The sequence below is a fragment of the Rhodococcus sp. RCBS9 genome (assembly GCF_029457415.1).
Taxonomy (GTDB): domain Bacteria; phylum Actinomycetota; class Actinomycetes; order Mycobacteriales; family Mycobacteriaceae; genus Rhodococcus_F; species Rhodococcus_F qingshengii.
Genome location: NZ_CP120422.1, coordinates 6,084,225 through 6,094,859, shown reverse-complemented (window position 1 = coordinate 6,094,859; position 10,635 = coordinate 6,084,225). Strand labels below are relative to the sequence as shown.

The window sequence follows — 10,635 nt, the reverse complement described above, 5'->3', positions numbered from 1 at the left end:
AGGCTGACGATGACGAAGTGGGACGAGACGTGCGACGTACTCGCTGTGGGATCAGGTGGTGGACTCACCGGCGCGTACACGGCAGCCCGCGAAGGCCTCGACGTCATTGCGATCGAAGCAACCGACAAGTACGGCGGAACAACGGCGTACTCGGGCGGCGGCGGAATGTGGTTCCCGTGCAACGCCGTTCTTCGTCGGAGCGGGGACGTCGACACCATCGAGGATGCGCTGGAGTACTACCGATCAGTGGTGGGTGATCGTACGCCCGCCGACGTTCAGGAAGCCTACGTTCGAGGTGGCGCCGGGTTGATCGACTACCTCGAAGAGGACTCGAACTTCGAGTTCCAGATACTGCCGTGGCCCGACTACTTCGGTGAGGAGCCCAAGGCTCGAGCGAGCGGACGGCACATTGTTCCCAAGCCGATGAACGCGAACAAGCTGGGTGCGCTTCGTGATTCGCTTCGTCCGCCGCTGGCGACGGAACGGCTGGGGGAGGAGTTGCCGAAGTACCTCGTCGGCGGCCAGTCGTTGATCGGTCGATTCCTGTTGGCTCTTGCGGAACTCCCGAACGCCACCATGCACCTGAAGACCACTCTCGAGGAACTGGTTGTCGAGGACGGAGTGGTGGTCGGAGCCGTCGTCGACCGAGATGGTCAGCGTCGAACCATTCAGGCACGCAGAGGAGTGATCCTCGCCGCCGGTGGATTCGAGCAGAACGAGACCATGCGTGCCGAATTCGGTGTCCCCGGATCCGCTCTCGACACGATGGGCTGCCCCGGCAACCTCGGGAAGGCGCACCAGGCGGCGGTCGCCGCGGGTGTCGACACCGACCTGATGGGCGAGGCCTGGTGGTCGCCGGGACTCACCCATCCAGATGGGCGCTCCGCGTTTGCGCTGTGGTTCACCGGCGGAATCTTCGTGGACGACGACGGTCGTCGATTCGTCAACGAATCAGCGCCGTACGACCGCTTGGGTCGCGCCGTCATCGAACACATGCGGGCAGGGAAAGTGACCACGCCGTACTGGATGATCTACGACAACAGAGAAGGCGCAGTGCCGCCGGTGAAGGCACCCAACGTACCCATGGCCCAGACGGAGCAGTATGTGGCTGCGGGGTTGTGGAAGAGTGCACAGACACTCGAAGACCTCGCTGCCCAGATCGATGTTCCCGCAGCGGAACTGGTGGAGACCGTGAAGCGATTCAACGCGTTTGCGGCGACTGGCGTCGACACGGACTTCGGTCGAGGAGACACTGCGTACGACCGCGCCTTCTCCGAGGGGGCTTCGCCGCTCGTACCGATCGATCAAGGGCCGTTTCACGCTGCCGCTTTCGGCATCTCCGACCTCGGGACCAAAGGTGGTCTACGGACCGACGCGACCGGGAGGGTGCTCAAAGCCGACGGTACGGCGATTGCCGGGCTGTACGCGGCGGGGAACACGATGGCAGCGGCCAGCGGGACTACGTACCCCGGCGGTGGAAACCCGATCGGAGCGAGCATGCTGTTCAGTCACTTGGCTGCACTCGACCTCGCGAAGCTGCCGTCTTGATCATCAGTCGCTCGTCTCGGGGATGTGGTCAGGCCTTGCCGAGTCCGGCGGCGATTCCCTTGTCCAGTTGGGTGAGCATTGCTGTACCCAACGACGAAAGCTGGGCGACCTGGCGATCGTCGAGGCCCTCGAAGAGGAGACCTTGAACTGAGGCGACGTGCGGCGGTGCGGCCGCGACCACCTTTGCCATTCCCTCATCGGTGAGCACTGCGTTGGAGCCGCGGCTGCCACGAATGACTTCCCGTTTCACCCAGCCGGCCTTCTCCATCTTCGTGATCACGTGCGAGAGGCGGGACAGGGACGCGTTCGCGCGCTGGGCCAGTACCGACAACTGGAGCTTGTGGTCGGGGGCGTCCGAGAGTGCCGCGAGTACGAAGTATTCGAAGTGTGTGAGTGCCGAATCGCGTTGTAGTTGGGTGTCGAGTGCGGCAGGCAACCGTGTCACGAGAGCGATCAGTGTCAGCCATGCTTCTTGCTGCTCGGCTGTGAGCCACTTCGTCTGAGACTGCGCGTCGGGCTGCGCGGTCGGTTCACTCATCGGTGACTTCTCCTTCGGGTCGAGCATTCTTCGTGCACGGAGCGTGCTTGTGTACAGCGTCTCAGACGCATGTCCAGAAGAATCCTGCGGGGAATAGTTGCGGGACGCAAGTGTTGAGTTCTATATTAGGTTGAATCTTCAACTTACGACGAATGTCTATCCCGAGGAGTCCGTATGTCCACCACAACCATGCCTGCGCTGTATCTCAGCCACGGTGCTCCGCCGCTGGTGGACAGCGCGTTGTGGGTCGACCAGTTGGGGGCGTGGGCCGGCGATCTTCCGCGGCCGACGGCAATCCTCGTCGTATCGGCGCACTGGGAATCAGCACCGCTGACGATCGGATCGACGACCACGGGCACCCCGCTCATCTACGACTTCGGTGGTTTTCCCGAGAGGTTCTACCGCGCGAAGTACAACGCTCCCGGCGCTCCGGAACTCGCCGCCCAGGTTGCCGCGTTGATGCCGGACAACGAACGCGTGGTTCAGCAGCCGAATCGAGGCCTGGATCACGGTGCCTACGTGCCGCTCACGGTGATGTACCCGGACGCAGACATCCCGGTACTGCAAATTTCGCTGCCAACCCTCGATCCCGAGCGTTTGCTCCATCTCGGACAGCGCCTACGGCCACTCCGTGAGCAAGGTGTACTGATCGTGGGATCCGGATTCACCACGCACGGGCTACCGTTCCTGCGCGATCCGTCACCGGAGGCGCAGGCCCCGGGATGGTCGGCGGAATTCGACGCGTGGGCAGGGGAGAGGTTCGCTGCCGGTGACGTCGATTCCTTGATCGACTTCCGCGCTCAAGCTCCCGGGATGCCGTACGCGCATCCGACCATCGAGCACTTCGCCCCGTTGTTCGTCACGCTCGGTGCGTCATCCGATCCGGAACAGGTGCCCACCCAGGTGATCGACGGATTCTGGATGGGGCTTGCGAAGCGCTCGATTCAGGTCGCCTAGAGATTTCAAATCGCGCAGAGAATCAGGTCGCCCAGGTGGGTCAGCTTCGATTGCGAAGGAACTCGAGCGCCTGGTCGCCGTGGGTGTTGGCGCGTAGTTCACTCGAGATGACTTTGAGGACGGTGCGGTCGGTGTCGATCACGAAGGTCGAGCGTTTGACCGGAGCCAACTTGCCCAGGAGTCCGCGCTTGACGCCGAACTGTTCGGCTACCTTGCCGTCGGTGTCGGCGAGTAGGGGGTAGTCGAAGGATTGTGCGGTGGCAAAGGTGGACTGAGCTTCGACCGTATCGGTGCTGATGCCCGCTCGCGAAGCGCCCACCGCGGCGAATTCGCTGCCGAGGTCACGGAAGTGGCACGCCTCGGCGGTGCACACCGGCGTCGAGGCTGCCGGGTAGAAGAAGAGGACCAAGGGGCGGTTCTCGAGCAGGCTCGTCAGCGAGCGCGGAGTCCCGTCCTGGTCGGGCAGTGAGAAATCGGGAGCGAGTTGGCCTGGTTTCATTCGGCCGAGGTTACCCGCGCACGACGGCCACATGGGGGAGCCTGGGATGATGGAGCCATGCACGGCGAGCCCACCTCCATGTCCGCACGGTCGTCCGACACCGCGATCGTCGGTGACGCGTCCGATTCCACCACCACCCGGGAGCAGTTCCGTGCCCTCGCAGCTGAGCACCGGGTCGTTCCGGTCACTCGGAAAGTGTTGGCGGACTCCGAAACTCCGCTCTCGGCGTACGAGAAGTTGGCCGGCAATCGTCCCGGCACCTTCTTGCTCGAGTCGGCCGAGAACGGTCGTTCGTGGTCGCGGTGGTCGTTCATCGGCGTCGGAAGTCCGGCTGCACTGACCGTCGTGGACGGAGAGGCGGCCTGGTACGGCAACGTTCCGGCCGGTGCTCCGGCCGGCGGCGACCCGATCGACGCGCTCGGCGCCACCCTCGAGCTGCTTCGTTCGGAGCGGCTGCCCGACCTGCCACCGCTGACCGGCGGAATGGTCGGATTCCTCGGCTACGACGCGGTGCGGCGCCTCGAGAGATTGGGTGACTCCGCGGTCGACGACCTGCAGATCCCCGAGATGGTCATGCTGCTTGCCGCCGACATCGCCGCAGTCGATCACCACGAAGGGGCGATCACCCTCATCGCCAATGCCGTCAACTGGGACGGCACGGACGAGCGCGTCGACACGGCGTACGACGACGCAGTCGCCAGGTTGGACGCGATGACTCGTGCTCTCGCGGCGCCGGCGAAATCGACGGTGTCGACATTTTCGAAAGCGACTCCGAACTACCGCCGTCAGCGCACCACCGAGAGCTTCGGTGTCGACGTCGAAAAGTTGATCGGCGACATCGAAGCGGGCGAGGCATTCCAGGTAGTTCTCTCGCAGCGATTCGAGATCGATTGCACTGCAGCGCCGATCGACGTGTACCGGATGCTGCGAGCGTCGAACCCCAGCCCGTACATGTATCTGCTCAACGTGCCGAACGGTGATGGAGAGACGGCGTTTTCGATCGTCGGTTCGAGCCCGGAAGCACTGGTCACGGTTGCTGAGGGCGTCGCGACAACACACCCGATCGCTGGAACCAGATGGCGCGGTGCCACAGAGGAGGACGACATCCTGCTCGAGAAGGACCTCCTCGCCGACGAGAAGGAAAACTCCGAGCACCTCATGCTCGTCGATCTGGGGCGAAACGATCTGGGTCGTGTCTGTCGCCCGGGCACGGTGAAGGTGCACGACTACCGGCACATCGAGCGGTACAGCCACGTGATGCATCTCGTATCGACCGTCACCGGTCATCTGGCCGAGGGAAAGCACGCTCTCGACGCCGTCACCGCATGCTTCCCCGCTGGAACCCTCTCGGGGGCACCCAAGGTCCGAGCGATGCAGCTGATCGAAGAACTGGAACCGACCAGGCGCGGTATCTACGGCGGCATCGTCGGCTACCTCGACTTCGCCGGCGACGCCGACACCGCGATCGCGATCCGAACGGCATTGATCAAGGACGGGATTGGATACGTCCAGGCGGGCGCCGGTGTCGTCGCCGACTCGGATCCGGTCTACGAGGACACCGAGGCCCGCAACAAGGCGATGGCAGTGCTGAGCGCGATTGCGTCGGCGCACACCCTGCGCACCATCGGAGGTGACGATCAGTGAGTGAGAACGAGTCGAGTGCAGCGGAGCCTACAAGCGTTTCTCGTGGCACCGCCGTGCCGAGAACGCTTCTGCTGGCGTTGTCGGCAACAGCTCTGTGGGGCAGCTCACGAATGACGTGGGTTCATCTGACCTCGAGCGACGGCAAGACGCTGGAGAGGACGACGGATCTCGACGGCAGCACCTGGGCGGCGGCGATGACTCCGCTCGCGCTCGCGCTTCTGGCGGCGATCGCGGCGTCGTTTGCGGTGCGAGGTTGGGCACTTCGGGTAGTCGGACTGTTGGTTGCCCTCGTCGCCCTCGCGGTAGCGGTTCCGGCAGTGCAGTTGTTGGTGTCCGGAGCCTCTGCGGACCGAGCGGTGGAGTTGGCCGAGTTGTCCGGTCACCCGGAAGATCTCTCGACGACTGTTTCGGTACTGCCTGCCTTGCTTGCGTTGGTCGGAGCGGTGGCGGCGCTCGGCGCGGCAGTACTTCTGATGCGCAAACCTCCAGTGCGAGGCGGGTTGTCGTCGAAATACGACAACCCTGCCGCGCGCCGCGAGGCCGCGGCCAAGCTTGGTCAGGGAGACAAACCTGCATCGGACGAGCCTGTGACACAACGGATGTTGTGGGATGCGCTCGACGCCGGAGAGGACCCGACAGCGACTGACAGGGACGACGGAGTTGGGGGAGACAACGGCGCGAAACCGGGGTCGTCCCACTGAGTAAGACTGAACCCTCACCTGCGTGGGTACCCCGACGGAGTAGCAAAATTTCGTCCCACTAGGCTGAGACCACCCTGATGACGTATCTCACATCGGGCTCTTGCCCAGAAAGGATTCGGGCCACGATGACCGTACTCGACTCGATTCTCGACGGGGTGCGCGCTGACGTCGCCGCCCGCGAAGCCGTACTCGACTTCGCTGCAGTCAAGGCTGCTGCGGCCGCTGCACCGCCTGCACTCGATGCTGCAGCAGCACTTCTGGAATCGAGCATCGGCGTCATCGCCGAGGTCAAGCGAGCGAGCCCGTCAAAGGGTGCGTTGGCCGACATTGCCGATCCCGCTGAGCTTGCCGCGGCGTACCAAGCCGGTGGCGCACGCATCATCAGTGTTCTCACCGAAGAGCGCCGTTTTCACGGCTCGTTGGCCGACCTGGACGCAGTCCGTAAAGCGGTCACCATTCCGGTGCTCCGCAAGGACTTCATCGTGGGGCCGTACCAGATTCACGAGGCTCGCGCTCACGGCGCCGACGTCATCTTGCTGATCGTCGCGGCACTCGAGCAGCAGGCGCTCGCCTCGTTGATCGATCGCACCGAATCTCTGGGAATGACTGCCCTCGTCGAGGTGCACACCGAGGAAGAAGCCAACCGCGCGCTCGAAGCCGGCGCCAAGGTGATCGGTGTGAACGCCCGCAATCTCAAGACTCTCGAGGTGGACAAGAACACCTTCGGTCGCATCGCTCCCGGTCTTCCGACCGAGACGATCAAGATTGCCGAGTCCGGTGTTCGCGGAACTGCCGATCTGTTGGCGTACGCCGGGGCGGGCGCCGACGCAGTGCTCGTCGGTGAAGGCCTCGTGACCAGCGGCGACCCTCGCAAGGCCGTCGCAGATCTGGTCAATGCAGGTGCGCACCCGTCCTGCCCCAAACCGTCTCGATAAATCGCTTCACCCGCCCGGCGTGCTTTGATGCACCCGGGCGGTGACCAGCGACACCGTTGGGGCAGACTGGTGGGGTGACTTCACGTACTCAGGAACCAGGCTCCGGTGCAATATTCAAGGGCGGCAATCTGCCGCCGGCCAGCGCGGGACTCACCGAGCGCTCCCACGATCCCGACGCCGGAGGCCATTTCGGCGTCTACGGCGGACGGCATGTGCCGGAAGCCCTCATGGCGGTTATCGACGAAGTCACTGCGGAGTACGAAAAGGCTCGAGCGGACGACACGTTCTTGAACGAACTCGACCGCTTGCAGCGCGATTACACCGGGCGCCCGTCGCCGATTTTCGAGGCAACGCGAATGAGCGAGTTCGCCGGCGGTGCGCGCATCCTTCTCAAGCGTGAAGATCTGAACCACACCGGTTCTCACAAGATCAACAACGTTCTCGGTCAGGTTCTGCTGGCAAAGCGTATGGGCAAGACCCGCATCATCGCCGAGACCGGAGCGGGCCAGCACGGTGTGGCATCGGCCACCGCCTGTGCACTGCTCGGTCTCGAGTGCGTCATCTACATGGGTGCTGTCGACACCGAACGTCAAGCACTGAACGTCGCGCGCATGCGACTTCTCGGCGCGGAGGTCGTCTCGGTCGAGACCGGTTCGCGCACGCTCAAGGACGCGATCAACGAAGCCTTGCGCGACTGGGTTTCCCACGCGGACAACACCTATTACTGCTTCGGTACCGCGGCAGGCCCGCACCCGTTCCCCACCATCGTTCGGGACTTCCAGCGAGTGGTCGGCCTCGAAACACGCGTCCAGGTTCAGGCACTGACCGGCCGCCTGCCCGATGCAGTCACAGCCTGCGTCGGAGGCGGCTCCAACGCAATCGGAATCTTCCACCCGTTCATCGACGATCTGTCGGTACGGCTGGTTGGCTACGAAGCAGCCGGCGACGGTGTCGAAACCGGAAGGCATGCAGCAACGTTCGCCGGCGGTACCCCTGGCGCATTCCAGGGTGCCTACTCGTACCTGCTCCAGGACGAAGACGGTCAGACCATCGAATCGCACTCGATCTCTGCTGGTCTGGACTACCCGGGCGTCGGACCCGAGCACGCTTACCTGAGCGATATCGGGCGCGCGACCTACGAACCCGTCACCGACAGTGAAGCCATGGATGCGCTGCTGCTGCTCTCACGCCGCGAGGGCATCATCCCGGCCATCGAATCGGCCCACGCCGTCGCCGGCGCACTCCGACTGGGCAAAGAACTCGGTGAGGGCGCGATCATCGTCGTCAATCTCTCCGGTCGCGGTGACAAGGACATGGACACCGCCGCAAGCTGGTTCGGTCTTTTCGACGGCGCCTCAGGTCAGGCAGCCGCTCCGGATGATGCAGCAGACGAGAACGACAACACGGAAGGCTCGGACAAGTGAGCGAACGACCATCACGCCTCGCACCCACCTTTGCCGCGTGCAAGGCTGACAAGCGTGCCGCCCTCGTCGGTTACCTGCCTGCCGGTTATCCGACCGTTCCCGAATCGATCGACGTGTTCAAGGCGATGGTCGACGGCGGCTGCGACATCATCGAAGTCGGTGTCGCGTATTCCGATCCGGTCATGGACGGTCCGACCATCCAGCGTGCAGCCGAAACCGCACTCACCAACGGCGTTCGCCTTCGCGACATCTTCACCGTGATCGAGCAGATCAGTTCGGTCGGCGGCAAGGCCGTCGTGATGACGTACTGGAACCCGGTACTGCAGTACGGCGTCGACAAGTTCGCACGAGACCTCGCTTCCGCCGGCGGGCTCGGACTGATCACCCCCAACCTCATTCCGGAAGAAGCCGGCGCCTGGATGGAAGCATCCGAGGAGCACCACCTCGACCGGATCTTCCTTGTCGCTCCGTCCTCGACGGAAGAACGACTCGCGATGACACTCGATGCGAGTAGTGGATTCATCTACGCGGCCTCGACGATGGGTGTCACCGGCGCTCGCGACGCCGTGTCTTCGATGGCTCCGGAACTGACCGCACGAATCCGCGCGCATTCCGACATTCCCGTCGGCGTCGGATTGGGAGTTCGCTCCGGCGCACAGGCTGCCGAAATCGCGGCATACGCCGATGCCGTCATCGTCGGCTCGGCTCTGGTCTCCGCGGTCGAGAACGGCCTGGGAGCGGTTCGCTCGCTCACCGAAGAACTCGCCGAGGGCGTCCGCTCGGCTACCGTGGCGTCGTGACCTCAACTGTGGACCTGCTGGCCTATATCCCCAGCCCGCCCCAAGGCGTCTGGTACGTCGGACCGGTGGCGCTTCGCGCCTACGCGCTCTTCATCATCCTCGGCATCATCGTCGCGATCGTGTGGGGAGATCGTCGTTGGGTCGCCCGCGGCGGCGAGAAGGGGACCGTTCTCGACATCGCGATCTGGGCCGTTCCCTTCGGTCTGATCGGTGGCAGGCTCTACCACGTTTTGACCGACTGGCCCGCCTATTTCGGCGAGAACGGTCAGCCACTCGACGCACTCAAGGTGTGGCAGGGAGGCCTCGGAATCTGGGGAGCAGTGTTCCTCGGCGGCATCGGTGCGTGGATCGGCTGCCGTCGACGCGGCATTCCGGTGTCCGCGCTCGGTGATGCGATTGCGCCCGGAATCTTGCTCGCGCAGGCCATCGGTCGTATCGGCAACTACTTCAACCAGGAGTTGTACGGTCGCGAGACCACCGTCCCATGGGGCCTCGAGATCTTCGAGCGTGTGAACTCTTCCGGCCAGCTCGATCAACTGGCAGGTGTCTCCAACGGAGAAGTCATTCGGGTCGTTCACCCGACGTTCCTCTACGAAGCTGTGTGGAACGTCCTGATCGTGATCCTGCTGGTCCTCGTCGACCGCCGATTCAAGATCGGCCACGGACGCCTGTTTGCTCTGTACGTCGCGGGCTATTGCCTGGGCCGGTTCGTCGTCGAACTGATGCGCGACGATTTCGCCTACGAGATCGCCGGCATTCGCGTCAACACATTCACTTCGGGGATCGTGTTCTTCGCCGCACTGGCTTACTTCTTCCTGGCGAAGAAGGGTCGTGAGGATCCGGCTGATTTGAAGTCGAAGGACTACGTCGCTGCGGTAGCTGCCGGCGAAGCAGGAGTCGCGGCGCCAGTTACCGAAACTGATTCGGCGAAGGCCGACGCGAAAGTCGCCGACGCTGAAGATTCTGAATCCGATGCTGCTGAATCCGCTTCCAGTGAGGCAAGCGCCTCCACGGCAGCGTCGGATGAGTCGTCGGACGCGGTGAAGCTGTCGAAGAAAGACAAGCCGTGACAGGTCCCTATTCGCAGGGGGGATTCCCCGAGGATCAGGGACCGGTCTACGGCGCGCCCAATCCGTACGGATATCAGCAGCCATTGCCGCCTCCATCGATGTACGGGTTCGGAGATCCCTACGCCCCGTACGGTCGGCACCCGGTAACCGGGGAACCGTATTCCGACAAGTCGAAGGCCACCGCTGGACTGTTGCAGATCTTGCTGGGCTTCTTCGGAATCTGTGGAGTCGGGCGCCTCTATATCGGAAGTGTCGGCATCGGATTGTGCCAACTGCTCGGCATGTTCTTCGCGCTGTTCATGTCGGCGTTCCTCATCGGAATTCCATTTGCGATCGGAATCTGGATCTGGGCGTTCGTCGACGGCATCGTGATACTTTCGGGCAATGCGCGGGACGGTGCTCGCCGGCCATTGCGAGGATGAGTCGCGAGCGCGAACCGAGGAAACATGTGTGGGGGACTGGCCTCGAGAAGGTCGAACCTTCTCGAAGTCCGATAACAAAAGCTATTACGTACCGTCG

11 protein-coding genes are annotated in these 10,635 nt (G+C 63.5%); 9 read left to right on the top strand and 2 right to left on the bottom strand.

The window, feature by feature from the left end:
- Nucleotides 1–9 precede the first annotated feature (9 nt).
- Nucleotides 10–1,548 (top strand): FAD-binding protein, encoded by a 1,539-nt coding sequence (locus P0M12_RS28465; protein WP_277377175.1) that lies wholly within the window; start codon nucleotides 10–12, stop codon nucleotides 1,546–1,548.
- Between the two features lie 28 nt (nucleotides 1,549–1,576).
- On the opposite strand, the gene P0M12_RS28460 is transcribed toward P0M12_RS28465, so the two are convergent.
- Complete coding sequence (locus tag P0M12_RS28460) at nucleotides 1,577–2,086, bottom strand: MarR family transcriptional regulator (RefSeq protein WP_030536759.1); 510 nt, start codon at nucleotides 2,084–2,086, stop codon at nucleotides 1,577–1,579.
- Nucleotides 2,087–2,260: 174 nt separating this feature from the next.
- Here P0M12_RS28460 and P0M12_RS28455 point away from each other — a divergent pair, with 174 nt between their 5' ends.
- On the top strand, nucleotides 2,261–3,043 hold the full coding sequence (locus P0M12_RS28455) for a class III extradiol ring-cleavage dioxygenase (protein ID WP_277377174.1): 783 nt from the start codon (nucleotides 2,261–2,263) through the stop codon (nucleotides 3,041–3,043).
- Nucleotides 3,044–3,083: 40 nt separating this feature from the next.
- Here P0M12_RS28455 and P0M12_RS28450 read toward each other — a convergent pair whose 3' ends face one another.
- Nucleotides 3,084–3,542, bottom strand: a complete 459-nt coding sequence (locus P0M12_RS28450; protein ID WP_277377173.1) for a peroxiredoxin — start codon at nucleotides 3,540–3,542, stop codon at nucleotides 3,084–3,086.
- A 57-nt stretch (nucleotides 3,543–3,599) separates the two neighbouring features.
- Here P0M12_RS28450 and P0M12_RS28445 point away from each other — a divergent pair, with 57 nt between their 5' ends.
- The 7 genes from P0M12_RS28445 to P0M12_RS28415 all read left to right on the top strand — a co-directional run bounded on the left by P0M12_RS28445 (nucleotide 3,600) and on the right by P0M12_RS28415 (nucleotide 10,538).
- A complete protein-coding gene (locus P0M12_RS28445; protein ID WP_007728697.1) occupies nucleotides 3,600–5,186 on the top strand; it encodes an anthranilate synthase component I in 1,587 nt (528 codons plus the stop codon).
- A gap of 110 nt (nucleotides 5,187–5,296) precedes the next feature.
- Nucleotides 5,297–5,887, top strand: a complete 591-nt coding sequence (locus tag P0M12_RS28440) for a TIGR02234 family membrane protein (protein ID WP_277377940.1) — start codon at nucleotides 5,297–5,299, stop codon at nucleotides 5,885–5,887.
- Nucleotides 5,888–6,012: 125 nt separating this feature from the next.
- Entirely contained in the window at nucleotides 6,013–6,822 is an 810-nt protein-coding gene (trpC, locus tag P0M12_RS28435; protein WP_003944016.1) for an indole-3-glycerol phosphate synthase TrpC, read from the top strand.
- A 74-nt stretch (nucleotides 6,823–6,896) separates the two neighbouring features.
- Nucleotides 6,897–8,246 carry a tryptophan synthase subunit beta gene (trpB, locus tag P0M12_RS28430; protein ID WP_007728699.1) on the top strand — a complete coding sequence of 450 codons (1,350 nt, stop codon included), beginning with the start codon at nucleotides 6,897–6,899 and terminating at the stop codon, nucleotides 8,244–8,246.
- A complete protein-coding gene (gene trpA, locus P0M12_RS28425; protein WP_003944010.1) occupies nucleotides 8,243–9,046 on the top strand; it encodes a tryptophan synthase subunit alpha in 804 nt (267 codons plus the stop codon). Before trpB ends, trpA begins: the two co-directional genes overlap by 4 nt.
- Nucleotides 9,043–10,116, top strand: coding sequence for a prolipoprotein diacylglyceryl transferase (gene lgt / locus P0M12_RS28420; RefSeq protein WP_180279703.1), 1,074 nt, complete (start codon nucleotides 9,043–9,045; stop codon nucleotides 10,114–10,116). Before trpA ends, lgt begins: the two co-directional genes overlap by 4 nt.
- On the top strand, nucleotides 10,113–10,538 hold the full coding sequence (locus P0M12_RS28415) for a TM2 domain-containing protein (RefSeq protein WP_030536756.1): 426 nt from the start codon (nucleotides 10,113–10,115) through the stop codon (nucleotides 10,536–10,538). The genes lgt and P0M12_RS28415 overlap by 4 nt, the downstream gene beginning before the upstream one ends.
- Nucleotides 10,539–10,635: the final 97 nt, after the last annotated feature.

Excerpts from the sequence above, each read along its gene's own strand:
- trpC (WP_003944016.1), top strand. The coding sequence starts at position 6,013 with ATGACCGTACTCGACTCGATTCTCGACGGGGTGCGCGCTGACGTCGCC.
- P0M12_RS28450 (WP_277377173.1), bottom strand. The coding sequence starts at position 3,542 with ATGAAACCAGGCCAACTCGCTCCCGATTTCTCACTGCCCGACCAGGAC.
- P0M12_RS28465 (WP_277377175.1), top strand. The coding sequence starts at position 10 with ATGACGAAGTGGGACGAGACGTGCGACGTACTCGCTGTGGGATCAGGT.
- P0M12_RS28460 (WP_030536759.1), bottom strand. The coding sequence starts at position 2,086 with ATGAGTGAACCGACCGCGCAGCCCGACGCGCAGTCTCAGACGAAGTGG.
- P0M12_RS28440 (WP_277377940.1), top strand. The coding sequence starts at position 5,297 with ATGACGTGGGTTCATCTGACCTCGAGCGACGGCAAGACGCTGGAGAGG.
- P0M12_RS28445 (WP_007728697.1), top strand. The coding sequence starts at position 3,600 with ATGCACGGCGAGCCCACCTCCATGTCCGCACGGTCGTCCGACACCGCG.
- P0M12_RS28455 (WP_277377174.1), top strand. The coding sequence starts at position 2,261 with ATGTCCACCACAACCATGCCTGCGCTGTATCTCAGCCACGGTGCTCCG.